At 37.2% G+C, this 24,983-nt stretch carries 20 protein-coding genes, 3 tRNA genes and 1 pseudogene; 13 read left to right on the forward strand and 11 right to left on the reverse strand.

Annotated elements, in window-relative coordinates; all coding sequences use genetic code 11:
• The 8 genes from H4J75_RS00720 to H4J75_RS00755 form a co-directional block, all read right to left on the reverse strand.
• The gene (locus H4J75_RS00720; protein WP_259366311.1) at window positions 1-624 is read right to left on the reverse strand and encodes a cytochrome c oxidase subunit 3 family protein; all 624 of its coding nucleotides are present in this window, start codon (window positions 622-624) and stop codon (window positions 1-3) included.
• A 174-nt stretch (window positions 625-798) separates the two neighbouring features.
• A tRNA-Phe gene (locus H4J75_RS00725) sits at window positions 799-874 on the reverse strand.
• A gap of 185 nt (window positions 875-1,059) precedes the next feature.
• On the reverse strand, window positions 1,060-2,325 hold the full coding sequence (locus H4J75_RS00730) for an inorganic phosphate transporter (protein ID WP_182221085.1): 1,266 nt from the start codon (window positions 2,323-2,325) through the stop codon (window positions 1,060-1,062).
• A gap of 9 nt (window positions 2,326-2,334) precedes the next feature.
• Complete coding sequence (locus H4J75_RS00735; RefSeq protein ID WP_182221086.1) at window positions 2,335-3,015, reverse strand: TIGR00153 family protein; 681 nt, start codon at window positions 3,013-3,015, stop codon at window positions 2,335-2,337.
• Window positions 3,016-3,204: 189 nt separating this feature from the next.
• Window positions 3,205-3,906, reverse strand: a complete 702-nt coding sequence (phoU, locus tag H4J75_RS00740; RefSeq protein ID WP_182176185.1) for a phosphate signaling complex protein PhoU — start codon at window positions 3,904-3,906, stop codon at window positions 3,205-3,207.
• A gap of 49 nt (window positions 3,907-3,955) precedes the next feature.
• Entirely contained in the window at window positions 3,956-4,777 is an 822-nt protein-coding gene (gene pstB, locus H4J75_RS00745; RefSeq protein ID WP_070374673.1) for a phosphate ABC transporter ATP-binding protein PstB, read from the reverse strand.
• Window positions 4,778-4,897: 120 nt separating this feature from the next.
• Entirely contained in the window at window positions 4,898-6,535 is a 1,638-nt protein-coding gene (gene pstA / locus H4J75_RS00750) for a phosphate ABC transporter permease PstA (RefSeq protein WP_182213470.1), read from the reverse strand.
• Window positions 6,536-6,551: 16 nt separating this feature from the next.
• Entirely contained in the window at window positions 6,552-8,795 is a 2,244-nt protein-coding gene (locus H4J75_RS00755; protein WP_310733584.1) for an ABC transporter permease subunit, read from the reverse strand.
• A gap of 189 nt (window positions 8,796-8,984) precedes the next feature.
• Here H4J75_RS00755 and H4J75_RS00760 point away from each other — a divergent pair, with 189 nt between their 5' ends.
• The 3 genes from H4J75_RS00760 to H4J75_RS00770 all read left to right on the forward strand — a co-directional run bounded on the left by H4J75_RS00760 (window position 8,985) and on the right by H4J75_RS00770 (window position 10,597).
• Window positions 8,985-9,419: a CBS domain-containing protein gene (locus H4J75_RS00760; protein WP_182221087.1), complete on the forward strand. Its 435-nt coding sequence runs from the start codon at window positions 8,985-8,987 to the stop codon at window positions 9,417-9,419.
• Between the two features lie 150 nt (window positions 9,420-9,569).
• Window positions 9,570-10,049, forward strand: coding sequence for a methylated-DNA--[protein]-cysteine S-methyltransferase (locus H4J75_RS00765; RefSeq protein WP_182221088.1), 480 nt, complete (start codon window positions 9,570-9,572; stop codon window positions 10,047-10,049).
• A gap of 200 nt (window positions 10,050-10,249) precedes the next feature.
• On the forward strand, window positions 10,250-10,597 hold the full coding sequence (locus tag H4J75_RS00770; RefSeq protein ID WP_220465200.1) for a hypothetical protein: 348 nt from the start codon (window positions 10,250-10,252) through the stop codon (window positions 10,595-10,597).
• Between the two features lie 14 nt (window positions 10,598-10,611).
• Here H4J75_RS00770 and trmB read toward each other — a convergent pair whose 3' ends face one another.
• Window positions 10,612-11,346: a tRNA (guanosine(46)-N7)-methyltransferase TrmB gene (gene trmB, locus H4J75_RS00775; RefSeq protein WP_182213466.1), complete on the reverse strand. Its 735-nt coding sequence runs from the start codon at window positions 11,344-11,346 to the stop codon at window positions 10,612-10,614.
• Window positions 11,347-11,497: 151 nt separating this feature from the next.
• Window positions 11,498-11,836, reverse strand: coding sequence for a 50S ribosome-binding protein YggL (locus H4J75_RS00780; RefSeq protein WP_182176192.1), 339 nt, complete (start codon window positions 11,834-11,836; stop codon window positions 11,498-11,500).
• Between the two features lie 141 nt (window positions 11,837-11,977).
• Here H4J75_RS00780 and mutY point away from each other — a divergent pair, with 141 nt between their 5' ends.
• From mutY to H4J75_RS00815, 7 genes are all read left to right on the forward strand, one after another.
• Window positions 11,978-13,051 (forward strand): A/G-specific adenine glycosylase, encoded by a 1,074-nt coding sequence (gene mutY / locus H4J75_RS00785; protein WP_182221089.1) that lies wholly within the window; start codon window positions 11,978-11,980, stop codon window positions 13,049-13,051.
• 101 nt (window positions 13,052-13,152) lie between these two features.
• Window positions 13,153-13,425 carry an oxidative damage protection protein gene (locus H4J75_RS00790; RefSeq protein WP_070374680.1) on the forward strand — a complete coding sequence of 91 codons (273 nt, stop codon included), beginning with the start codon at window positions 13,153-13,155 and terminating at the stop codon, window positions 13,423-13,425.
• A 188-nt stretch (window positions 13,426-13,613) separates the two neighbouring features.
• Window positions 13,614-13,689 (forward strand) — tRNA-Phe (locus H4J75_RS00795).
• A gap of 122 nt (window positions 13,690-13,811) precedes the next feature.
• Window positions 13,812-13,887: transfer RNA gene (locus H4J75_RS00800), tRNA-Thr, on the forward strand.
• A gap of 1,041 nt (window positions 13,888-14,928) precedes the next feature.
• Window positions 14,929-17,562 (forward strand): YdbH domain-containing protein, encoded by a 2,634-nt coding sequence (locus tag H4J75_RS20350; RefSeq protein ID WP_182221090.1) that lies wholly within the window; start codon window positions 14,929-14,931, stop codon window positions 17,560-17,562.
• 2 nt (window positions 17,563-17,564) lie between these two features.
• Entirely contained in the window at window positions 17,565-17,747 is a 183-nt protein-coding gene (locus tag H4J75_RS00810) for a YnbE family lipoprotein (protein ID WP_182221091.1), read from the forward strand.
• Window positions 17,748-17,756: 9 nt separating this feature from the next.
• A complete protein-coding gene (locus H4J75_RS00815) occupies window positions 17,757-18,098 on the forward strand; it encodes a YdbL family protein (RefSeq protein ID WP_182221092.1) in 342 nt (113 codons plus the stop codon).
• 760 nt (window positions 18,099-18,858) lie between these two features.
• On the opposite strand, the pseudogene H4J75_RS00820 reads toward H4J75_RS00815, so the two are convergent.
• Window positions 18,859-19,872, reverse strand: a pseudogene (locus H4J75_RS00820) (transposase).
• Window positions 19,873-20,229: 357 nt separating this feature from the next.
• Here H4J75_RS00820 and H4J75_RS00825 point away from each other — a divergent pair.
• The 3 genes from H4J75_RS00825 to speB all read left to right on the forward strand — a co-directional run bounded on the left by H4J75_RS00825 (window position 20,230) and on the right by speB (window position 24,900).
• The gene (locus H4J75_RS00825) at window positions 20,230-21,756 is read left to right on the forward strand and encodes a carbon-nitrogen hydrolase family protein (protein ID WP_182213456.1); all 1,527 of its coding nucleotides are present in this window, start codon (window positions 20,230-20,232) and stop codon (window positions 21,754-21,756) included.
• 294 nt (window positions 21,757-22,050) lie between these two features.
• Entirely contained in the window at window positions 22,051-23,961 is a 1,911-nt protein-coding gene (gene speA / locus H4J75_RS00830) for a biosynthetic arginine decarboxylase (RefSeq protein WP_182213454.1), read from the forward strand.
• 12 nt (window positions 23,962-23,973) lie between these two features.
• A complete protein-coding gene (gene speB, locus H4J75_RS00835) occupies window positions 23,974-24,900 on the forward strand; it encodes an agmatinase (RefSeq protein ID WP_182221093.1) in 927 nt (308 codons plus the stop codon).
• Window positions 24,901-24,983 lie beyond the last annotated feature (83 nt).

The following is a 24,983-nucleotide window of genomic DNA, read 5'->3' on the forward strand; positions in this document are numbered from 1 at the left end:
CTACCTTAATACATATAATAATGGAAAAATCAGGATCCACATTAAGTCAATCATATGCCAATACACAGCTAGTGCCTCTAAACCTGTGTGACTTTTTGCTGAATATGCCCCTTTTCTTAGCCTGAAGATCACCCATAATATGGCACATGAGGCCCAGCCAACATGTAAAAAATGATTAAACGTCATGTAGTAATAGACAGTGAAAAATTCATTGGTGTTAGTGCTATATCCTTGTAAGTCATTCCAGTGAAATTCCCAGGTTTTTAAGCATAAATAACTACAGCCACAAAGTAGAGCAAGCCATAAAAACCGTTCGCATTTCACTAAATTATTAACTCGGACACTAGCCATGGCCTTAGCCATAAAGTAACTGCTAGACAACAAAACAATAGTGTTCAATACACCTATAGTTGTATTTAAGCTTTGTGGGCCACGAGAAAATATCTCAGGATAATATAATTTAGCGATAAAATAGGCGACAAAAAAAATACCAAACTCTGTTAACTCAGATAATATTCCTACCCAAATAGGGATATTACCAGGTATTCGCCCTGCTCTTTTTTCACTCCATGAAGCAAAAAAAATGCCTAATGATTCATCCGCTTGTTTTGTACTCATCATCATTAAGTTCTAGAGATATCAAGGGCAATATTTATAACATAATGTCTATTAAGAAAGTTTGATATAAAACGGGAATTTAGTGAAGTGATACTCATTTAATTGAAAATAAATTTTTCTGTGTAAACAAAAAAAGCCCACAATTGCTTGTGGGCTTTTTCGTCTCAATAAAGAGAAATATGGTGCCTTGACCCGGAATCGAACCAGGGACACGAGGATTTTCAATCCTCTGCTCTACCGACTGAGCTATCAAGGCAGTTTGAAATTCTAAAGAACATCAAAGAGGCGTTATAATATAGGGTAATAGTGGTTCAGGCAAGCATTACCTAATCACTTTTTAATTATATAGTGGTTACCACTGAAAGTTTACAAATTCAGGAGTTTAAATAAAAAAAACCAACATCAATGTTGGTTTTTTAAAAGTAAATTTTCTAAGTGTGCCTAGGTGAAAATTGCCGCCATTCCCCAGAAGAAAATGATAGATAAACCTGCACCAACCGGTAAGGTAACAACCCAAGAAACAACAATATTACGCACAACCGTTAAGTTAATTGCAGCAATACCACGAGCCATACCTACACCTAACACAGCGCCTACTAACGTTTGTGTGGTTGAGATAGGTAAACCTGTTCCTGAAGCGATAACAACTGTACATGCTGCTGCTAATTCAGCTGCAAAACCACGGCTTGGCGTTAAATGTGTAATGCCATTACCTATGGTTGCAATAACTCTGTGACCAAATAATGCAAGACCAGCAACAATACCAAAACCACCTAGTGGTAAAATCCACCATGCGATAGCTGATTTAGCTGCAATTTGACCGTCATTACCAACAATACTTACTACCGCAGCTAGTGGACCAATCGCATTAGCAACATCGTTTGAACCATGAGCAAATGCCATTGCACAGGCAGTAACGATCATTAATACCGCAAATACTTTTTCTACGTTGGCATAATGTGTTTTCTTCGCAGCACTTTCATCAAATTCTAAACGGTTTATGAATATTTTACCTATAACAGCGACAATAACTGCGGCAATAATCGCATATACATAACCTTCAACAGAGCCGATGTTTAAGCCTAAATGCTTCAAACCTTTCTTAATAGTGACTAAAGCAAGTACGAAGCCCGCTAAAAACATGTAAAAAGGTACCCAACGTTTAGCTTGAGTTAATGGGTTATCCGTATCAAAAATTAATTTTTGTGCACTGTTAAAAATAATAAACGCAATAATACCTGAGATAAGTGGCGTAATTATCCAGCTACCTACGATACCGATAACCTTACCCCATTCAACAGCATCAACACTAACACCAACGGCAGCAAAACCAACAATGGCGCCAACAATTGAGTGTGTTGTAGATACTGGCCAACCTAAAATAGAAGCAATAAGTAACCAAGTAGCAGCAGCAAATAATGCTGAAATCATACCAAAAACAAGTAATTCCGGACTATCTACAAAGTAAGAAGCGTCAATAATACCCTTACGAATAGTTGAAGTAACTTCACCACCCGCTAAATAAGCACCAGCAAATTCAAAAACCATCGCGATGAGAATCGCTTGTTTAATCGTTAGCGCTTTAGAGCCAACTGATGTACCCATTGCGTTAGCCACATCGTTTGCACCAATGCCCCACGCCATAAAGAAACCAACAACGCCGGCAATAATGACCAACATAGGGCCATGTGTTAATAATATATCCATGAATAAGCCTTATTTTCTAGCCAGTAAAATTTCTAAACGAGCACCAACACGTTCGGCTAAATCGGCTAAATCACCTATCCATTCAATAATTTGATATAAAAACATTACATCAATAGGATTTAAGTCATTCTCAATCGCCAATAAGTCGCTACGCAATTTAATTTGCATGCCGTCTGTATCATCTTCTATTTCATCTAATTGGTTAATCATCTTCTCAACCAATGCTACTTCTCGACCACGAAAACCTGTTTCTAATAAGTCGTCTAATTCATTAATCGCGTCAGCTGCTTTTTCTGCGGCTTCAATATTTCGAGCAACATACGCCACAAAAGAATCTTGTAGTGTTTCTGGTATAACCAGTTTGCGTCCTAAAATACGTCCGGCAATATCTTTTGCTTTATTAGCAATTTTGTCTTGTTGTGAAAGTAACTCTAACAAATCAGCACGATCAACAGGCATAAATAAGCCACCCGGAAGTTCAAGGCGTATTTCGCGTTTTAATTTGTCTGCGTCACGTTCATATTTTGAGATTTTACTGCGAAGTTTCCCTGCTTTTGACCAATCTTGTTCAGCACAAGCAGCAAAGAAAGGAGTTAGTTGATTACAACACTTAGTGACCAATCGAATGTGTTTTTCTAATGGTTTAATAGGTGATTTTGCAAAGACACCTAGTATTGAATTTCTAGCCATAATTTATTCCCAGAGCCAAATTGCTCTTTGTTATTATTCGTCGCGGATATTAACCCATTTAACACGATCTTCAAGCGTTTTATCACGATCACCTGACAATTCCTGTGCTTTTAACTAGATATAGCTATGATTTGTCGAAACATAACAGGTATATAGAAAGTTATTTAAACGTAGCGGCTTTTTCCAAATTTACAAAGATTTAATATCTTCAGCTGTTGTGTGGCGAACATCTTTTCCTTTGACAAAATAGATAATGTATTCGCAAATATTTTGACAACGGTCACCAATACGTTCTAAAGCACGAGCTGACCAGATAACACTCATTATTTGTGGGATAGAACGCGGATCTTCCATCATGTAAGTCATTAATTGACGCATTAGCGCCTCGTATTCACGATCAATCTTCTCGTCATTGCCATGAGTTAAAACAGCTGAGTCGACATCCATACGTGTAAAAGCATCAAGAGTTGCTTGTAAAAATTCTAAAACCTTACGACCTAAATTATCTAAATTAAGTAATAGCGCTTTTTGCTCTCCAGAGAAGTTTTCGAGTGCTACCCGAGCAATTTTCTGTGCTTCGTCGCCGATACGCTCTAAATCAGCAATTGTTTTTACAATAGCCATAATTAAACGTAAATCGCCAGCAGCTGGCTGACGCTTAGCTATGATGCGTGTACATTCATCGTCAATACTGACTTCTAAGGCATTAATTTTATAATCGTTCGCTAAGACATTTTTTGCCAAGACTTCATCCGCATCATAAACAGCCGTGAGTGAATCGCTTAATTGTTTTTCAACCAGACCACCCATATGCATGACATGGTTGATGACATTTTCTAAATCTTCGTTAAATTGGCCTGATATATGACGACCAAGATTGATGTTATCCATTGTTTTTCCTTGTTATTCTATATTAAAAGTAGAATATTAATCGTCTCTATTAACCGTAACGGCCAGTAATATAATCTTCAGTTTTCTTTTTTGCCGGCGTGGTAAACAGCGTATTAGTATCGCTGTATTCAATTAAGTCACCCATGTACATAAATGCTGTTTGATCTGAAACACGTGCAGCTTGTTGCATATTATGGGTAACAATGACCACAGTAAACTGCTTTTTTAAGTCATTAATCAATTCTTCAATCGTCAATGTTGAAATAGGGTCAAGTGCCGAAGTAGGTTCATCAAGCAATAAAACTTCTGGCTTAATCGCAATGGCGCGAGCAATCACTAAACGTTGCTGTTGACCACCAGAAAGTCCCAGTGCACTATCGTGCAAACGGTCTTTTACTTCATTCCATAATGCCGCACTTCGCAGCGCAACTTCTGCGGCTTCATCCAATACACGGCGATTATTTTCGCCCATAATACGTAAACCATAGACAACATTTTCATAAATGCTTTTAGGGAATGGATTAGGTCGTTGAAAAACCATACCTACTTGACGACGCAGCGCTGCAACATCAACATGTTTTCCATAAATATTTTCGCCATGAAGATTAATTTCACCTTCAATCTTACATATATCAACCAAGTCGTTCATACGGTTAATACAACGTAACAACGTAGATTTACCACAACCACTAGGACCAATAAACGCGGTAACTTGTCCTTTAGGAATAGACATGCTGATATTTTGTAGTGCTTGTTTGTCACCATAGTATAGGTTTAAATTTTTAATTTCTAACGCCACTTGTTCTGGCGATAAGTTGTTAAGATCAAGTTTAACTTTTGGATCTAATGTTCTTGGGCTGACTGAAATCATAGTTTTCTCTTTCAATGCTTAAATTTTGTTCGTGACTGTTAAAACTTTTTTACTTTATATTTTGAGCCATTCTTATGTCAGTATATTTAACTAAAATAAGAATGGTATTCTTCAATAAAATTAATGCTCTAACATGCGATATTTTTCTCTTAAACGGTTACGTATGGTAACTGCTGTCATATTCAGTGAGACAATAATTGTCACCAATAAAAATGCGGTTGCAAAAACTAATGGTCTTGCCGCTTCAACATTAGGGCTTTGGAAGCCTACATCATAAATATGAAAACCTAAATGCATAAACTTACGGTCTAAATGTAAATATGGGAAGTTACCATCGAGCGGTAAATTTGGCGCCATTTTTACAACACCAACTAGCATCAGTGGTGCAACTTCACCGGCCGCACGAGCAATCGCTAAAATGATACCCGTCATAATTGCTGGACTAGCAATCGGTAGAATAATACGCCATAACGTTTCTGCTTTGGTTGCACCTAGCGCTAAAGAGCCGTGACGCATAGCTGAAGGAATGCGTGATAGGCCTTCTTCGGTTGAAACAATAACAACCGGTAATGTTAGTATCGCGAGAGTAATCGCAGACCACATAACACCTGGCGTACCAAAAGTTGGACTAGGCAGTGTCTCGGCATAAAACAGTTGATCTAAACTACCACCCACCATGTAAACAAAGAAACCTAAGCCGAACACCCCATAAACGATTGACGGTACACCTGCTAAGTTAATAACAGCGATACGAAGTAGTTTAGTCAGGGCATTTTTACCCGCATATTCATGTAAGTAAATAGCCGCTATAACGCCCATAGGAGAAACAATGACTGTCATCAGTAAAACCATTAAAACAGTACCAAATATTGCAGGAAAAACGCCCCCTTCGGTATTTGCTTCTCGTGGGTCATCAATTAAGAAACTGCCTATTTGCTGAATAAATACCGCAGCTCGGCCAAAAACAGACAGTTTATTGTTATAAGTAACTTTGAGTATTTCTTCAAAATTTATCTCAATAACCTCACCGCCCATAGCGCGTACCACAAGTTGATCACGAGATACTTTGTCACGGATAGCCATTAACTGTTTTTCTAGTACTTGGTAATCAGCGTTATAACGAGCAACTTCTGCATCAATTTCTTGTTCGCGCTCAACGGTTAAGGTCTCATCAAGTTTATGTTTACGCTTTTTAAGCCGTAAGCGTTCTATTTGATAATTGATGGCACCGATATCAACTTTTTGTAATTCGTCCATTTCGTCTTGAAAATTATCAACACGTTCCAGCAACTCAGCCATTTTGTCTAGGCCTTCAGGCTGACCATCTAAGATAATCCCTTCAATGAAGCCATAAAAATTACCATTGGTACGACGTTCAATCACCACAACATCTTCAGGCATGGTGGTTTTGTTAATAAGCGGCATTAACAACCAGCGAAAATCTAGATTAACTAATTCACGGTTACCCGTTTTCACTAAAATTCGCTCAATGGTTTCTTTAGTAGGATCTAAACCTAAATTTAAATGCGATAACTGCTTGCTTGGCAGGCTTTCACGATCGTATATCTCACCAATAACGGTAACTGCTTGGCCTTTTTCATTAACCGTCTCAAATTGATAAATGTCTGCAGGCCAAAAGTAAGATAAACCACGTGAAGCAATTAACCACAATAAACCTAGAACTGAAATTAAACTGATACTTACTCCGCCAGCAGACAACCACACCCACGGAGAACCAGATTTAAACCAACTATTCATAAACTCAGTTCCTTAACTATAACGAGCTGTATTTTTCACGTAAGCGCTGACGTATCAGCTCAGCAAACGTGTTAAAAATAAAGGTGAAAACAAATAAAACAAAAGCAGCTAAAAATAGAATTCGATAATGCGAACTCCCTACCTCGGATTCTGGCATTTCTACAGCAATATTTGCTGCTAAGGTACGCATACCTTGGAAGATACTCCAATCTAAAATTGGGGTATTACCCGTCGCCATCAGCACTATCATGGTTTCGCCTACTGCACGGCCTAAGCCCATCATCACTGCAGAAAAAATACCTGGACTAGCGGTTAACAAAACAACTTTCGCAAGCGTTTGCCATTGTGTAGCCCCCAAAGCGAGTGAACCACTGGTTAAATGTTTAGGTACACTAAATATTGCATCTTCTGCCATAGAAAAAATGGTCGGTATAACGGCAAATCCCATCGCTAAACCAACCACTAATGAATTACGTTGGTCAAAGTCAATACCGAGGTCGTTAGTAATATACTGACGAACATCGCCACCAAAAAACAAGGTTTCAAAGAAAGGAGATAACAAAAATGCACTACCACCGGCAATTAACAAGACAGGAACAAGTATGATCGGCGCCCATGTTTCAGGAATAGTATTTTTCATATCTTTAGGCAGTTTATGCCAAGCAAATGCAGTTACAAAGACTGAAAGCGGTAACATAATTAATAGCATTGCGATTGCTGGCAAATAATTTTCGATTATTGGCGCTAACCATAAACCCGCCAAGAACCCTAAGATAACTGTTGGCAATGCTTCCATTAACTCAATTGTTGGCTTAACTTTTCGGCGCATACCAGGGGTCATAAAGTAAGCGGTGTAAATAGCAGCACTTAACGCAATAGGCACAGCAAATAACATCGCGTACATGGCCGCTTTCATGGTACCAAATGAAATGGGTACTAAAGAAAATTTACCTTCGAAATCATCTGAACCGGAAGTTGACTGCCAAATATACTCGGGCTCTGGGTAACCTTCATACCAAACTTCTTCCCACAAAGCGCTCCAAGTCACTTCGGGATGTTCATTTTCAACGCTGAATATTTTTAGCTGATTTTCGTCAATCACGACTAAACCATCAGCACGAGGAGAAATTGCAAATACGCTAGGTTCGGTAGTTGTTAGTTGACCACGCCATAAATCAGCTTCACTGGTGGTGTAGAAAACCCCCATATTTCCTGAGGTCGTTAAAGTATAGAAACTTTTACGAAATTGTTCGGTATGAATTTGAGTAACAGCTTCTGTATCACTAACGTTAAAGCTACGAACATTTTTAAATTGACGACCATCGTCAGTAGCCACTTCAAACCATTGTGTAACTTTACCCGCACTGCTACCTAATAAGATTGAGCTACTACCAGAAAGTAATGCCATTGCTGTAACATGATGGGGTTTGCTTCTGGTTTGTTCTAAAGAGGGAATAATTGTGGCTTTAAGTTCAACGTCATCTTCATCGGTAAGATCAAAAACAAAGACTTGATCATCACTACGAACAAAAGCTAAGCCCATATCAGGAGTCACTAAGATTTCGTTAACATGATCAGCAGGAAAATCAATTTCTTGATAAATAGTTTCGTAAGCGCTGTCGTAAGTAAAGTCATCTTCAGCAATTAAGCTAGTCTTAATTAAACGCTGGTCTTGTGTAAACGCAACAAAAACCGCTTTTTCATCATTCATACCAAATGAAAGTTCAGTAAGAACTTCGCCACTCTCGTCAACGGCTATCGACTCTTCTCCTAACGGATAGGCAACACTAGGAATAATTTCTCGTGTACCCGAATCAAAATTAGAAAAGAATTTAGCGGCAATAAGCTGCATGTTGCCGTCACTATCAATGAGTAGTTTCTTTTCTACACCAGAATTAACAACATTAATTAAGGTTTTATCATCACTCAATAAGTTTTCACTGAGTACTAACGTACCTTTTTCATTAGCAGCACTTTTGACGAGCTGATAAAAGTTAATATCACCTTGCTGAGTAATTTGAAAAGCGATTTCTTTTAGTTCATCAACACCCGCAGATAACGTGGGTGCCGTGGTACTGATTTCAAATTGACCAACAGGCTCTATTGTTGCCGACTCAAAAATAGGTTTTATCACATAGAGTAAATATAAAAAGATCAGCACCAGTGTAAACAAAACACTTATACCGCCTACTGTTATTAACCATTGTGCTAATGTATTTTTCAACTGACGTGGGCCAGTCGATTTTAATGCAATTGCCACTTAAACACCTTCAATTATGGAGACTTTAGTACGATATGAATTATAAGACAGTTGTATGACACTTTTGTGACAGCCAACAATTAGTTTTATATAAATCACTAAAGAGGTAGTTTTGACTAAAAGATTATTGTTAATTAACAAAGTTTTGTTTATCGTGACGAGCAAACAAAAATCAAATATTAGGAGAGAATGATGAGCTTAAGTAAAATTATGTCGACAAACTTAATTACCTTAGAACTTGACGATGATTTAAGTAAAGCAAAAGCAATATTTGACCAACACAGCATTCACCATATTTTGATACTTTGTGATAAACAACTTGTCGGGGTGGTCACCGATAGAGATATATACAAGCATTTAAGTCCAACAATTGGCACTAAAAACGAAACGCCCCGTGACCATTCAATGTTACAAAAGAAGCTACACCTCATCATGAACAGAGACCTGACAACAGCCAAAGCAGAAGTCAGTTTAAATGACGCAGTATTAATGTTTCATGACAATCACCTTTCATGTCTGCCGATTGTAAATGATGAAATGCAACCTATTGGTATTATCAGTTGGCGTGATATTTTAAAAGTTATTGCACGACAATACCGTAACAAGTTAGCCACTAATAAATAATGGCTGACATAAAACGACTTATGCTTTATTTTAGTTTAGCGCTTTAACTGAAGAAGCAATTTTAGTGCTGTGCATTATCGTTAATTATCTTTAAAATAGTTATTTATCCTCACAATATTTCATGGGTTATGCTTTAACAAAGGAATAAATATGTACTTTACTATCACCCCTTCTCCTTACGGCAATATCGCATTAACCGCTAATGACCAAGGGCTAACGGCGCTTGCTTTTCAAGATGGCGCTTTACCGCTGATTATTGATGAAAATGACACAGAGAGCCCTACTCATTTTACCCGAGTGGTTCAACAGCTTGCAGAATATTTTTCTGGTCATCGTACTGTCTTCGACTTGGCACTTGCACCACAAGGTACACCGTTTCAGCAAAAAGTATGGCAAGCATTGCTGACTGTCAAACAAGGTGAGACCAAAAGTTATTTATGGATAGCAAAAAAAATTAATAATGAAAAGGCCGTACGAGCGGTTGGCGCAGCAAACGGAAAAAACCCGATCGCTTTAATTATCCCTTGCCATCGTGTTATAGGTGCCAATGGAAAATTAACAGGTTATGCTGGTGGTTTAGCTTTAAAAGCAAAGTTACTGATGCATGAACAAGCACAGTTCAGCGTTTAATTGCTATTTTACTTAACAAAAAAGCAAAGTAACTCATCGATAAAAAGCAACAATATAGCGTTTAATTAACCTAACATAGAGTTAAGAGGGCTAGCGGTTTAATTTTTGTAAATACCCGAGTTATAAAATAAAAATAAGCTTTAGCCAAATTCAGTTTGACTGATAAGATGCCCACAATGTTTTTATAGAATAAATCAGTTATGAGTATAGATATTTTATTTGTTTTTGCTGTTGCCGTAATATTGTGGATGGCATGGTTATTAGTTAAAGCAAAACGTTTCACTAAATTTAAGCTACAGATAGAAAAAGAGTTAAAGCCAAAAGTTATTGCTGATATTTTAGCCGAATTAGAAGAAAGCAGAAGTGATATTTTTCCAAATAACGAAATTCATCAACAAGCAACGATTTATTATTGGTCGCAGTATAAAGTGCGTATTTTGCAAGCCGCCTTGCAACGAGAAATCATTAGTACGCAGTGGTTAAAAGACACCGGCAACTTACGTAATAGCCAGCATCTTTTTCACGTTGAACAAGAGTACTTAAATTAATTGTTCATTCTAGATTAATCTTGGCGTTTAAATTGAATATCCCAAACGCCATGACCTAAGTTATGACCACGGTTTTCAAATTTCGTTAATGGCCGAGAATCAGGACGTGGCACAAAGTCACCATCGGTGGCTAAGTTTTTATAGCCCGGCGCTGAGTTCATATCTTCAATCATGCATTCTGCGTAATTTTCCCAGTCAGTAGCCATATGAAAAACACCACCCACCTTTAGCTTTTGACGAATAGTTTCGACAAATTCTAACGAAACAATTCGACGTTTATGATGCTTCTTTTTATGCCAAGGATCAGGAAAAAACAATTGCACGGTCGTTAATGAACTATTAGGAATACAGTCAGCAAGCACTTCTATCGCATCGTGTTCAAAAACCTTTAAATTATGAACGCCTTCTTCATCTGCTAATGAAATACAAGCGCCAACACCCGGACGATGCACTTCAACACCAACAAAATTTAGTTCTGGGGCATTTTTTGCCATTTCGACTAAAGATTTACCCATGCCAAAACCAATTTCTAAGATAATAGGATTGCTGTTATTAAATAAGTGAGCAAAATCAATCATTCCATCAAGATGGTTTAAGCCCATTGTTGGCCAAAATTGCTCCAATGCATTCGCTTGTCCTTTTGTTAATCGCCCTTCGCGCTTAACAAAACTACGTACTTTGCGAATATATTTGCCTTCTTTTTCAGCTTCTTCAATGCTTTTGTGGGTGTTTTCAGTTTTATCTACCATATATTTCTTCAATATAATCCAAGTTTTATTCTAAATAAATGCGCTTTAAACAAAGCAGCCAAAATTTTCAGAGTCTGCACTTATTGTACATAAGTAATGGCACTGAAAAATGCTGACAATGCCGGGTAAAGTTCATTTATGATGAATAAAGTTATTCAGCCCACCAAACATCGTAAAGATCACTAACAGCTACTGCTGTAGCGCCATTTTCATTCAACCAAGATTCTACAGCGGTACGATGTTCATCGGTACACTTACCGATATTTTGAGTACAAACGATACCATGCCATAAAACATCGCCTTCACCGCCAAAACCTAAACCATTAGGTTGAATAACTTCATTAAAAAAGTTATTCAAAAAAGTATCAACCGTATCATTGTCCGTACCGTCAGCTAATTTAAAAGCGACGTCAAAACCTAATTCTTGGTATTCATCAACACGTAATTTTTTACGTAAACGGCGGTTACGGTTTTTAGCATTTAATTTCATTTTAATTCCTTAAATCTTAGCAAGTATATTTCGAGTGATAATCTCGAGATTAATATGGACGAGAGCATAATGGCATTATAAATTTTTGCAATAAAAAATGCACATTTATTCGTGCCCGTTTATTAGGTAAACTAAGTCGCTATGACAAATAAAACTCAAATATCACCGAAATCAGCACAGTTTTTTGCCACGCAAACACTCGACTGGTATCAAGCCCAAGGCAGAAAGCACTTACCTTGGCAGCACAATAAAACCCCATACCGTGTATGGATCTCTGAAATAATGCTGCAACAAACACAGGTAGCAACGGTTATCCCGTACTATCATCGTTTTATGGACAGTTTCCCAACAATTACCGATTTAGCTAATGCCGATGAAGATAACGTTTTACATCACTGGACAGGATTAGGTTATTACGCTCGAGCTCGTAATTTACATAAAACAGCAAAAATAATTACTCAGCAATACCAAGGTACTTTTCCTGAGGACATTGAACAAGTTATTGCTCTACCGGGTATTGGTCGTTCAACGGCTGGTGCAATTTTAAGTTTGGCATTGAATAAGCATCACGCTATTTTAGATGGTAATGTAAAACGGGTATTAGCTCGTTGTTATATGGTTGAAGGCCATAATGGTCAGAGTAAGTATGAAAAATCGTTATGGCCGATTGCTGAGGTATTAACGCCCAAAGAAGGTGTTGCGCAGTTTAATCAAGCGATGATGGATCTAGGCGCACTTATTTGTACTCGCAGTAAACCTAAATGTGAGCTGTGCCCGTTAAGTGACACTTGTTTAGCTTTTTCACTGAATGAACAAAGTAGTTACCCACAAAAAAAACCAAAGAAAACCATTCCAGAAAAACAAACTATTATGGTGATACCTCGTATTAACCAGCAAGTATTATTAGAGAAACGTCCTCCAAGTGGCATATGGGGAGGTTTATGGTGTTTTTTAGAGGTCCAGCACGAAGAAGAGATTGCCGCATTATTAGCGAAGCTCCACTTGAAACAAACGTCCGTTGTACCCTTAGTAAAATTTCGCCATACCTTTAGTCACTTTCATTTAGATATATCGCCAGTAGTGATTGATTGTGAACAATTACCAGCAAAAGAAATCAACGAAAACAACCAACAACAGTGGTACAATTTAGCCACAACTGCATCGGTTGGCTTAGCAGCATCAACTCAAAAATTGATCAGCTTATTAAAGCCATGATATTTATATATCGATACCACTTTAAGATACAGATGAATATTAAAGTGGTAAAAGTATAAATGCACAGACCAACTTACAACCTAGAACAAGAGAATTAACTTATGAGCCGTATTATATTTTGCCAAAATTTAAAAAAAGACGCTGAAGGACTAGGATTTCAACTTTATCCTGGAGAAGTCGGTAAACGTATTTTTGATAATATCAGTCAAGAAGCATTTAAAAACTGGCAACAAAAACAAACCATGCTTATTAATGAGAAAAAAATGAACATGATGGAGCCAAATGACCGTGCTTTTTTAGAAACGGCTATGGTTGCTTATCTTTTTGAAGGAAAAGAACCTGAAATTGAAGGTTACGTTCCACCGAAAAAGTAAGGGTTCAACAACTTTTTTTATTGATAATTTTGATTAAATGGTGATTTTACGCTGACTATTCCGCCAATAAGCAGAAAAAACAAGCAAACAAACATTTATTTAAAAAAAAGGGTTGACGAACAAATCGAAAAACAGTTTAATACGCCCCGTCTTCAAGGCAAAGCCGAAAAGACAGCAGATTAGACACTGCCTCGATAGCTCAGTCGGTAGAGCAGAGGATTGAAAATCCTCGTGTCCCTGGTTCGATTCCGGGTCGAGGCACCATCTATTCAACCTATTTGAATATTTGTTGCTTACTTTTTTAATATAGAAATAGTGTAGAAACATTTGTTCGGTGCCAAGATAAATAGTTCAATAGAATAAATTTATCGCACACATCTTTGTGTGCCGACTTAGCTCAGTTGGTAGAGCAACTGACTTGTAATCAGTAGGTCGCCAGTTCGACTCCGGCAGTCGGCACCATCCATTCCGAAAGGAAGGAACGAAACCTTAACAGCAATGTTAAGGTTTTTTTTCGTCTTAAGAAAAGTAAAACCTCCTACTGATAAACTCAGTCACTCTTAACGTGCAGCAATTCAACTTCGGCAGTCAGCAACCTTTCTTCCATTCCGAAAGGAAGGAACGAAACCTTAACAGCAATGTTAAGGTTTTTTTTCGTCTGAAATTTGTCGGGCGATACTTTTAAGTTAAATACTCGAAAGTTAGAACTAACCGCTACTGATAAATGCAGTCACTCTTAACGTGCAGCAATTCAACTTCGGCAGTCAGCAACCTTTCTTCCATTCCGAAAGGAAGGAAAAAAACCTTAACAGCAATGTTAAGGTTTTTTTTCGTCTGATATTTGTCGGTCTATACTTTGAAGTTAAATACTCGAAAGTTAGAACTAACAGCTACTGATATATTCAGTCACTCTTAACGTGCAGCAATTCAACTTCGGCAGTCAGCAACCTTTCTTCCATTCCGAAAGGAAGGAACGAAACCTTAACAGCAATGTTAAGGTTTTTTTTCGTCTAAAATTTGTCGGTCTATACTTTGAAGTTAAATACTCGAAAGTTAGAACTAACAGCTACTGATAAACTCAGTCACTCTTAACGTGCAGCAATTCGACTCCGGCAGTCAGCAACCTTTATTCCATTCCGAAAGGAAGGAACGAAACCTTAACAGCAATGTTAAGGTTTTTTTTCGTCTTAAGAAAAGTAAAACCACCTACTGATAAACTCAGTCACTCTTAACATGCAGCAGTTCAACTCCGGCAGTCAGCAACCTTTCTTCCATTCCTTCTCAAGAAAAGCAAAACCACCTACTGATATGGTAAAAAGTACCTGTAATCTTATTTTTTCCTGTAATTCATCAATCACTAGCTATGTTCGATTGTGTAAAATTAGGCTACCCTGTTAACAGTTGTGACCATAAATAGACGGTCGACTCACGGTCATCAGCGATTAATAGCAATTAACATATTTTCTACTTGAGTTAAAAAGTAGCTATGGCAAGGGAGCCTAAGTGCGATTTCTTAAATTTATCTTAATTGCTGTTATCACCTTACTGATTATTTTCACTATCACTTACAGTGCTAGAGTTTCAGTTATCAATTACCTTGTAAAAACACAATTCAATTCAGACAAAATAGCGTTGACTTGCCTAAATGTAAGCCTTACCAGTAATATGGCCATTAGGGTCAACAAGGCATGCTTACAGACCCCAAAGGCTAACATTCAAATTGTCGGTATGATAATACAATGGCAACTATCCCCTAGCCTTAATATAACTGATATTGATATAAGGTTGGCAGAGATTAAAGGTACAGATCATTTATTCTCCAAAAAAGATGATGCTCTCTTAAACAAAGAGCAAGAAAATCAAAACTTAAGCCAATTGCTTTCAACAAGCTTACAAACTTATGCACAACAAATTAAGCAGTTTAATTTACCGGCAAAAATAAATGTCACTAAACTTTCCTATTCACCGTTTACGCTTAGCAATAAAACTGAGACAAAATATATTGCTAATTTATCGACACTAGCTAATAACTTGTCTTTTACACTAACAACATCCGAAAGCCTAGTGTTTATTGAGGCTAAGCTAACCCAAGAGAAAGAAGGTTTTTCCATTGCGATCTCAAGTAAATTAAGTTTACTAAAAAGCTTTTTAAGCGCCCATCGATTACCTATTACCGCAGCATTAACAGACAACTTAACGGCTAGCGAAATCTCAGGTGATTTCAACACACAGATGAAATATCAAGCGAGCTCTATTAGCTTGAAAAATCAAATAAGCAATATCTCGATAATTTCTGAAAACGGCATAGGCAATAGCGGCCCGTTTAAACTATTAGGTGCGCTGAACTTCGATAGTCAATTTGATTTAATCGCCAAAGAAACGACTAATGAAATTTCCGCTAAAGACAAGATAACAGTCGCATTAACCTTTGTTGGAAAAAATGAAATATCAGTGGAATATAGTCAGCCACAGTTGTTAGCGAAGTTAACCCAAGCCGGGCTATCGCCAACAATGATGTCAATACTTGAAGAGAATCCATTAACGCACGTAACCATAAAACCGCAAGGCGATGCACGATTAACACTGAACGATAGTAAGGGCTACCTTAGTCATCTTGAAATAAGCGCCTTTAGCGGTGCACGACCTCACCAAGTAAAATTTGATAATATTACTTTTGACTTACCTACCCCACAAATACCTTATGCATTAGCAGTAGAGCGTTTTGTTATTGATAGTCAGCTGAAGCTGGTTAACATAGCAAAATACACTCCTGCGCCTGTTGCTTTACACTTAATTGGCTCACTAAATAAAACCGAGCAAACAACAACGATTAATTTAACAGCAGACTCTTCAATCACCTTAAATAATATCGTGGTGCTTAAACAGATGACTGAGGACAAAAATAATAATCAAACGCACAATAAAATCACCACAAAAACGTCAACTGCACAAAAACCTCAAGCACTGTTAAGCCTAAAAAAATTAACAACAAAATTAACGGGTAGCGTAGCGCTGTTAGAGGACAACAATCTAAACATTAAACTAAAAGTCGATAATCACGTTTCACAGCTGAATATTCCTAAAAAACTAAAGATAACTTCGTTTAATATTTTTAGTGAACTCAACGGCAACTTTGACGATATTCAGCTTAATGCTCAAGCCAGTGCTGACGGAGTGAAGCTAGGCAACATTGTTTTGACTGGCCCAGTCAAGTCACCTAATCTAGTTATCTCCGCCAAAAAATTACAACTCACTGACTTATTATCGTTAAATATCCAATTGCCGACTGAAGTTGAATTGATTGATGGCCTATTAGATTACAATATTTTTGGTCAAATAAACGCTTTAAACAATATTGAAAACTCCCCCTTTAACGTTTCGGTGGCAATTACCTCACTCAGTGGTGAAATCAATGGCATTTGGTTGCAAGAGCTCAATTGGCAACAACATTTTTCATTACTCGCAGGAAAAATAACAACTCAGCCCAATGCTAAAGAAAACTTAACCGTTGAATTAATTGAAACTGTGACTCCTATTTCAAAGCTATCAATTAACACCAACTGGACATTCGATAAAAGCTTTCAGCTTTCAGCCAACAAACTTAAGGCGAATGTTTTAGGGGGCAGCTTCTTTATTCCAAATATACAATGGCCGGTCGAACATGGGCATTCAGTTAATGTTCAGCTTAATAGTATAGACTTAGAGCAAGTATTAGCATTAGATGAAAAACAAGGTATTGTTGTAACGGGTAATATATCAGGTCAACTTCCCGTTACTTTTGATGGTGATAAATATATTATTGAAAAAGGTGAACTGCACAATATTAGCAACGGACTGATACAGGTCATTGATAACCCAGCCGTAGAAGAGCTTAAAGCAAACAACAGCCAACTAAAACTGGCGTTTGATGCACTGCAAAACTTGCATTATCATCAGCTTTCCTCCGCAGTTACTATGGCAGACGACGGTTACATGCAGTTAAATACGGTAATAAAAGGTCGAAATCCAGATATTGATAACGATGTTAATTTAAATTTGAATTTGAGTTACGACTTGCTTGGCTTACTTGAATCATTATCAATAACACAACGTTTTGAAGAAAGCCTTATCAAAGGTTTACAAAAAAAGAAGGAGTAAGTATGAGTAAAATACTAATCGTGCTATTCACTGTTCTCATTATCAGTGCTTGTACACATAAGATAGAAGTTAGTGCAAAAGAACCGATCACCATTAATTTAAATTTGAAAATTGATCATGAAATAAAGGTGAAGGTAGATAAACAACTAGACGACATATTTAGTGCTGAAAGCGACATATTTTAGGGGAACGCCATGAAAAATTTAACAAAGAAATTCATAAAAAAAATAAGCTGTGCTCTATTGGTCTCTACTATAGCCTTTTCCGCTTGGGCTATTTCACTCGACGATGCAAAACAACAAGGTTTAGTTGGTGAAATGTCTAATGGTTACTTAGGTCTTATTATTGATAGCGCAGACGCGAAGAGCCTAGTCACCAGTGTTAACGAAAAGCGCAAAAGTATTTATATGAATTTAGCGCGCACCAATAAAATCACCATGCAACAAGTCACCGTTTTAGCAGGTAAAAAAGCTTATGATAAAACACAACCAGGCCACTTTATCCAAAATAGCGCGGGGCAATGGGTTAAAAAATAAAGAGTGATAACTGCACCTAAAGCAAGTAGCACGAGAGCAGATAGCGAACAGCTCTAAGTTTTGATTTTATAGATTTTTGGGGCGGTAGCTATCAAAAAAGTGCTGCTACTGATAGCATTTAAGAATAGCCTTCTCTAGAAAGCAACGAGACCTTAACAACAATGTTAAGGTCTCGTTCCGATATAAAAAGTAAAAAAAACAACATAGACACTCACTTTAATTCAAAAATAAACAACATGGACACTCACTTTAATTCAAAAAACATAAATATTTTAATAACTGATATTCAGTCATCAGTCATCAGTCATATCGATTATTATTCATATGAAAAAAAACAACATAGACACCCACCCTAATTCAAAAAACATAGATATTTTAATAACTGATATTCTGTCGTCAGTCATATCGATTTTTAGTCATATGAAAGTGTACTAAAACAGTTTTTCAACTTTATTTTCCTTAAATCATCGATATTTCAGCAATTTTCGTCCACAAGGAAAACCTGATTAGCAATCTGAAAATATTTTTATGGATTAACTATTTAAGAAAATTAAACAACATAGACACTCACTTTAATTCAAAAAACATAGATATTTTAATAACTGATATTCTGTCGTCAGTCATATCGATTTTTAGTCATATGAAAGTGTACTAAAACAGTTTTCAACTTTATTTTCCTTAAATCATCGATATTTCGACAATTTTCGTCCACAGGAAAAACCTGATCAGTAATCTGAAAGTATTTTTATGGATTAACTATTTAAGAAAATAGTTGGTTGCAATGACTCAAGTTTTGTCGTCGCTTTAACTGTTGATGCTCACAGTAGTCACTCAGTGCAACTTCATGACCAATGGCACCATGGAACTGGGTATTAAATTCAGTGGTGATTACCAACCAATTTTCAGCGGATATATTTAATCGATTGAGTATTGCAGGTTGGCTTTTTTCTATGAAACCACATGTACCTTCTCTAATGCATCGACCTGTTAACTCAATTAATTTAAGATAATCTTTGAGTTCAAAAGGTAAACCTTTTGGCATACCCTTTGTTGGATTGCCAAAAGGTTTACCTTTTGGCATACCCTTTGTTGGATTGCCAATAAAGGGTAATAGCGTGCTGGGCTGTTTGCTTTTTGCTGCCTGTTCACATCGAAGTTTGACACTGGTATGTTCTGAATTTTCTGGTGTTTCTGCGGCATTAGCTCGAATAGGATTTAAGTCAACATATGCCATACAAGATGCAAGGGCAGCTTCGTCTAATAGCGCTTGTGATTTAAATCTACCTTCCCAAAATCTACCTGTGCAGTTATCTTCTTAATTAGCGGCCCTAGCAATACCCTCATTAATATAACCCATAAACCAACTAATTTTCATCAGACGTTTTCGATAAACCTCAGCGGTTGACTTAACTATATCAAGTAATGGCTTTGCTAAGACTTCACCCTGACAATATTGCTTGGTCAGTAAAGTGCCTTTGTATAAAGTATGCCAACGTTCAAGAACTTCTATCATGCTCCATTGCTTAGCTTTTGCTTCATCAATAAATACTACTACATGATAATGGTTACTCATTACAGCATAAGCACAGACATCGATAGCGAATACTTGCGTAAGAAAATGAAGTTTGTCTTCTATCCAGCCTCGACGGTGTTCATAGCTTTGGCCTGAATATTTATCTTCACCACATAAGAAAGCCCGTCGAACACAACGAGCTACACAATGATAATAAGGGGTGTCTTCTAAACTAATTTGTTGCTTCCTTGGCGTTGCCATCATTCATCCTAAATAACATAGCTACCTTATTTCAGCTTAGTGCAAAGACTGTTATTGTTCAATTTTAAGTGGATTTCAATCTTAAGTGAGTGTCTGCTTAGGTATTTTTAAGTGAGTGCCCGCTTAGATCTATTAACTTAGGTCTCAATTTTAAGTGAGTGTCTGCTTAGGTATGCTTTGCTTAGGTATATTTTAAGTGAGTGTCTGCTTAGGTCTTTTGGTTTGTATCTTTGTTCTGATTTTTTTTAATATGCTTGTATAAGTTGATTTTTTGGTATACAAATCACAATAATCGTCTTTTTGCACTCTACGATGAGAGAAAAGTATGATTAATACCAAAATTAATTAGGAATTTAAATGGAAGCAAATAGCGTTACCGTCCGTCATTTAACGTTGCAAGATATGACAGAGCTTCGCAAGGCGAGTGAATCAGTTTACCTTAATAAAGAATTAGCAACGTGGAATGAACCCACGGTTAAAGCCTTATTAACTAAATTTCCAGATGGGCAAATCTGTGTAGTTGTTGATGGCATTGTTGTCGGTTGTGCCTTCTCATTAATAATTGAATATGCTGATTTTGGTGATGAACATACTTATTCTGAAATCACTAGCAATATGACCTTTGATAATCATGATCCTAAAGGCGACTCTTTATATGGAATAGAGGTCTTTATTCACCCTGATTATCGCGGTTTACGATTGGCTAGACGCTTGTATGATGCTCGTAAAGAACTTTGTGAAAACTTGAATTTACGCGCTATTGTAGCCGGTGGTCGTATGCCAAACTATGCGCAACATTCAGATAAAATGAGCGCTAAACAGTATATTGAAAAAGTAAAAATCAAAGAATTATATGATCCGGTATTAAGCTTTCAACTCGCCAATGATTTTTATGTCCGCAAGTTACTAACCGGTTACTTATCGGGCGATAGGGAATCAATGGAGTATGCCACGTTACTTGAATGGCCAAATATCTTTTATACTAAATCGGTAAAACTTATCAATGCGCCGCGCTCAGAGGTTCGTTTAGGTTTAGTGCAATGGCAAATGCGTTCAATGAAAAGTATTGATGATTTATTTGAACAAATGGAATTTTATGTCGATGCCGTATCCGATTATAAAAGTGATTTTGTGCTGTTTCCTGAATTGTTCAATGCACCTTTGATGGCAGAATTTAACCATTTACGTTTAACAGAGAGTATTCGCAGACTATCGGAATATACCGAACAAATTCGTGATAAATTTATCGAGTTTGCGATAAGTTACAATATTAATATTATTACCGGTAGCATGCCGTTTTTTGTTGATGGCAATCTTTATAACTCAGGCTTTTTGTGTCGTCGTGATGGTTCATGGGAACGTTATGATAAAATTCATTTAACGCCAGCAGAAGTGCGTAGTTGGTCTATGGTGGGTGGTAAAAACCTCAAGGTGTTTGATACTGACTGTGGCAAAATTGGTATCATGATTTGTTATGATGTTGAATTTCCAGAGTACTCTAGAATACTTGCCGACCAAGGGATGAATATCTTGTTTGTGCCGTTCTTAACAGACACCCAGAATGGCTACACACGTGTGCGTCACTGTGCAATGGCAAGAGCGATTGAAAATGAATGTTATGTTGCTATAGCTGGTGCGGTAGGTAATTTGCCAAAAGTAAATAATATGGATATTCAATATGCCCAATCTGCGGTATTTACGCCGTCTGATTTTGCTTTTCCAACAACGGGCATCAAAGCAGAGGCAACACCTAACTCAGAAATGACTGTTATTGTAGACGTAAATCTAGATTTATTGAAACAGTTACATAGTCATGGCGCTGTACATACCATGCGTGATAGACGCCATGATTTATACAGTATTACCCAACATAAAAAAGATTAGTTGGTCATTTTTATAAGTAATTAAATATATTTACCTGCTAATAATCTGCGGGGTCAACGCACTAATATTGAATATCAAAATCAGTGCACTAGCCCCGCAAATTAAATTCCCCCTATCAATTAGTGCACTAATTCAGGTCTCAAGTTGAATTATCACCAGCACTCATCAATAATAATTGTTACCTATCATTATTTTTTTTGTTGGACATTAAGCGGCTGTTAAATTCTAATTCGCCCTAATTACCCATGAAGAATTGCCATTCTATTATTAAGTAGAATAAGTAAAGGAAAATCAATGAACAAAGATAATCTTGCTCACGCTCGCGCACACTATAACGTACGTCACTGGAGTCAGGGCTATTTCGGTATTAATGATGCTGGAAATGTATATGTCGCGCCAAAATTTGAGCGTCAGGATCACACAGTAGATTTAATCAATATCGCTAAAATGATTGAAGATAAAGGCTTAACACTGCCTGCATTAGTGCGTTTCCCGCAAATAATTCATCATCGCATTCACAGTCTATGTGAAGCTTTTAATAAGGCGATAGAAGACTATGATTACCAGGAAAAATATTTATTAGTTTATCCTATTAAAGTCAATCAACAGCGTGAAGTTGTTGATGAAATTTTGGCGAGCCAAAATAATAAAGAGTCCACTCAACTTGGCCTCGAAGCAGGCAGTAAAGCAGAATTATTAGCTGTTTTAGCTATGGCTCAAAAAGTTTCATCGGTTATTGTTTGTAACGGCTATAAAGACCGAGAATATGTGCGTTTAGCGTTAATTGGCGAAAAGTTAGGTCATAAAGTTCATATCGTTTTAGAAAAAATGTCTGAATTAGAAATGATTTTAACCGAAGCAAAGAAACTCAATGTTGAACCTCGCTTAGGGATCCGTGTTCGTTTAGCCTCTCAAGGCAAAGGGAAATGGCAAGCCAGTGGTGGTGAAAAGTCAAAGTTTGGTTTGTCAGCTTCGCAAGTACTTAACGTTGTAAAAGTCCTTAAAGCAGAAAACATGCTTGACGCCTTAAAACTTGTCCATTTTCACTTAGGCTCACAAATAGCCAATATAAGAGATGTAAGATTAGGTGTTAGTGAGGCGGCGCGTTTTTATTGCGAGCTGCGCAACCTAGGCGCAGGTATTTTATGCATGGATGTTGGTGGCGGTTTGGCCATTGACTATGATGGTACACGAAGCCAATCCCATAACTCAATGAACTACAGTGTTGCTGAGTACGCTAATAACATCGTCCATACTATTGGTGATATTTGTAAAAGTTATCATCAACCTATGCCAATGATTATTTCGGAATCAGGCAGAGCATTAACCGCACATCATGCGGTACTTATTTCTAATGTTATTGGCACTGAGTCTTACGAACCTGAAAATATCATAGCGCCTACGCCTGATGAATCTATTTTATTAAGTAATATGTGGCGTTCGTTAGCGCAACTAAATGATCGTAATGATGATCGCGCCTTAATTGAAATTTATCATGACACCCAAAGTGATTTAGCTGAAGTACACAACCAGTTTTCGATGGGATTATTAAATTTAACCCAACGCGCTTGGGCTGAACAAATTAATTTACGTGTTTGTTATGAATTAAATCAATTAATGGATGGTAAAAATCGTTTTCATCGCCCAATAATGGATGATTTAACAGAGAAACTTGCTGATAAATTTTTTGTTAATTTTTCTTTATTTCAATCATTACCCGATGCATGGGGAATTGATCAGGTTTTTCCTGTTTTACCTTTAAGTAACTTAGAAAAATCACATGAAAAACGAGCGGTATTATTAGATATCACTTGTGATTCCGATGGCACTATTGACCATTATGTTGACGGACAGGGTATTGAAAGCACATTACCGGTGCCAGCATGGACAGAAGATGAGCCTTATTTACTTGGCTTTTTCTTAGTGGGTGCTTATCAAGAAATTTTGGGTGATATGCATAATTTATTCGGTGATACTCACAGTGCGGTAGTATTCATCAATGACGACGGTGAAGCAGAAATCACTGAAATTAATGAAGGCGATACGGTAGAAGATATGCTGAATTATGTACATTTAGATGCCGAATTATTTAAAAAAACCTATGCCGAGCTTATCGATGCTAGATTATCAAAAAGCGAAGGTGAAGAAATTTTTAAAGAGTTAGTTGATGGCTTACAAGGCTACACCTACCTTGAAGATTTGTAGAGATTAAGCACAATGAAAAATATTTTCAATCAAGTTGATGAGTCAATTTACTCAAATGCAATGACGTTCTTACGTCAGCCTTTAGTGCAAAATCCCATTGAGTCGGCTGCTGATATTGTTGTTTTAGGCTTACCCTATGACATGGCTACCACCGGGCGCTCAGGCGCTCGAATGGGCCCCACTGCGATTAGGCAAGCTTCAATTAATTTGGCTTGGGAAGGTAAGCGATTTCCTTGGCCTTTTAGCTTATTAAAACACTGTAAAATTATTGATGCTGGCGACTTGGTTTTTTCTCCTGGAGACTCTGCACATTTTTGTACGCAAGTTGAAACGGCTGTAGGTCAGTTACTTGATGCAGACAAAACCATTTTATCGCTAGGCGGCGATCATTTTGTTACGTTGCCGATACTGCGTGCTTATGCGAAAAAATTTGGCACTATGGCACTGATACATTTCGATGCGCATACTGATACTTATTGCAATGGTAGCTGTTATGACCATGGCACTATGTTTTATCATGCGCCTAAAGAAAATCTCATAGATAAAGATAAATCTATTCAGGTCGGTATTCGCACCAATTACAAAGAGCAAGACCATGGTTTTTCTGTCATTAATGCCATGCAAGCTAATGATATGAGTGTCAGTGAGATCACCGCATTAATTAAAGCTAGAGTTGGCGATACACCAACTTACTTAACCTTTGATATTGATTGTTTAGATCCCGCCTTTGCTCCTGGTACAGGTACGCCAGTATGTGGTGGTTTAACCACAGATAAAGTGTTGAAGATATTGAGAGGTTTAGTGGGTATTAATCTGATTGGCATGGACGTAGTGGAAGTCGCTCCTTCTTATGATCACAGTGAAGTTACTGCATTAGCCGCTGCAACAATAGCGTTAGAGTTGGCACATATTTGGACCGCTAAGCATAAGCTTGTATAACAAAGCAGGTCAGTTATTTTCACTCAATAACTTACCTGCTGACTAACTTAAAACCCACATTAAAAAAGTAAATATTAACAATA

This window comes from Colwellia sp. BRX10-1 (genome assembly GCF_014077545.1).
Lineage (GTDB): Bacteria > Pseudomonadota > Gammaproteobacteria > Enterobacterales > Alteromonadaceae > Colwellia_A.

Bases quoted from the DNA above. Each gene is read 5' to 3' on its own strand.
- H4J75_RS00720 (WP_259366311.1), bottom strand. From the start codon at position 624: ATGATGATGAGTACAAAACAAGCGGATGAATCATTAGGCATTTTTTTT.
- H4J75_RS00730 (WP_182221085.1), bottom strand. From the start codon at position 2,325: ATGGATATATTATTAACACATGGCCCTATGTTGGTCATTATTGCCGGC.
- H4J75_RS00735 (WP_182221086.1), bottom strand. From the start codon at position 3,015: ATGGCTAGAAATTCAATACTAGGTGTCTTTGCAAAATCACCTATTAAA.
- phoU (WP_182176185.1), bottom strand. From the start codon at position 3,906: ATGGATAACATCAATCTTGGTCGTCATATATCAGGCCAATTTAACGAA.
- pstB (WP_070374673.1), bottom strand. From the start codon at position 4,777: ATGATTTCAGTCAGCCCAAGAACATTAGATCCAAAAGTTAAACTTGAT.
- pstA (WP_182213470.1), bottom strand. From the start codon at position 6,535: ATGAATAGTTGGTTTAAATCTGGTTCTCCGTGGGTGTGGTTGTCTGCT.
- H4J75_RS00760 (WP_182221087.1), top strand. From the start codon at position 8,985: ATGATGAGCTTAAGTAAAATTATGTCGACAAACTTAATTACCTTAGAA.
- H4J75_RS00765 (WP_182221088.1), top strand. From the start codon at position 9,570: ATGTACTTTACTATCACCCCTTCTCCTTACGGCAATATCGCATTAACC.
- H4J75_RS00770 (WP_220465200.1), top strand. From the start codon at position 10,250: ATGAGTATAGATATTTTATTTGTTTTTGCTGTTGCCGTAATATTGTGG.
- trmB (WP_182213466.1), bottom strand. From the start codon at position 11,346: ATGGTAGATAAAACTGAAAACACCCACAAAAGCATTGAAGAAGCTGAA.
- H4J75_RS00780 (WP_182176192.1), bottom strand. From the start codon at position 11,836: ATGAAATTAAATGCTAAAAACCGTAACCGCCGTTTACGTAAAAAATTA.
- mutY (WP_182221089.1), top strand. From the start codon at position 11,978: ATGACAAATAAAACTCAAATATCACCGAAATCAGCACAGTTTTTTGCC.
- H4J75_RS00790 (WP_070374680.1), top strand. From the start codon at position 13,153: ATGAGCCGTATTATATTTTGCCAAAATTTAAAAAAAGACGCTGAAGGA.
- H4J75_RS00810 (WP_182221091.1), top strand. From the start codon at position 17,565: ATGAGTAAAATACTAATCGTGCTATTCACTGTTCTCATTATCAGTGCT.
- H4J75_RS00815 (WP_182221092.1), top strand. From the start codon at position 17,757: ATGAAAAATTTAACAAAGAAATTCATAAAAAAAATAAGCTGTGCTCTA.
- H4J75_RS00825 (WP_182213456.1), top strand. From the start codon at position 20,230: ATGGAAGCAAATAGCGTTACCGTCCGTCATTTAACGTTGCAAGATATG.
- speA (WP_182213454.1), top strand. From the start codon at position 22,051: ATGAACAAAGATAATCTTGCTCACGCTCGCGCACACTATAACGTACGT.
- speB (WP_182221093.1), top strand. From the start codon at position 23,974: ATGAAAAATATTTTCAATCAAGTTGATGAGTCAATTTACTCAAATGCA.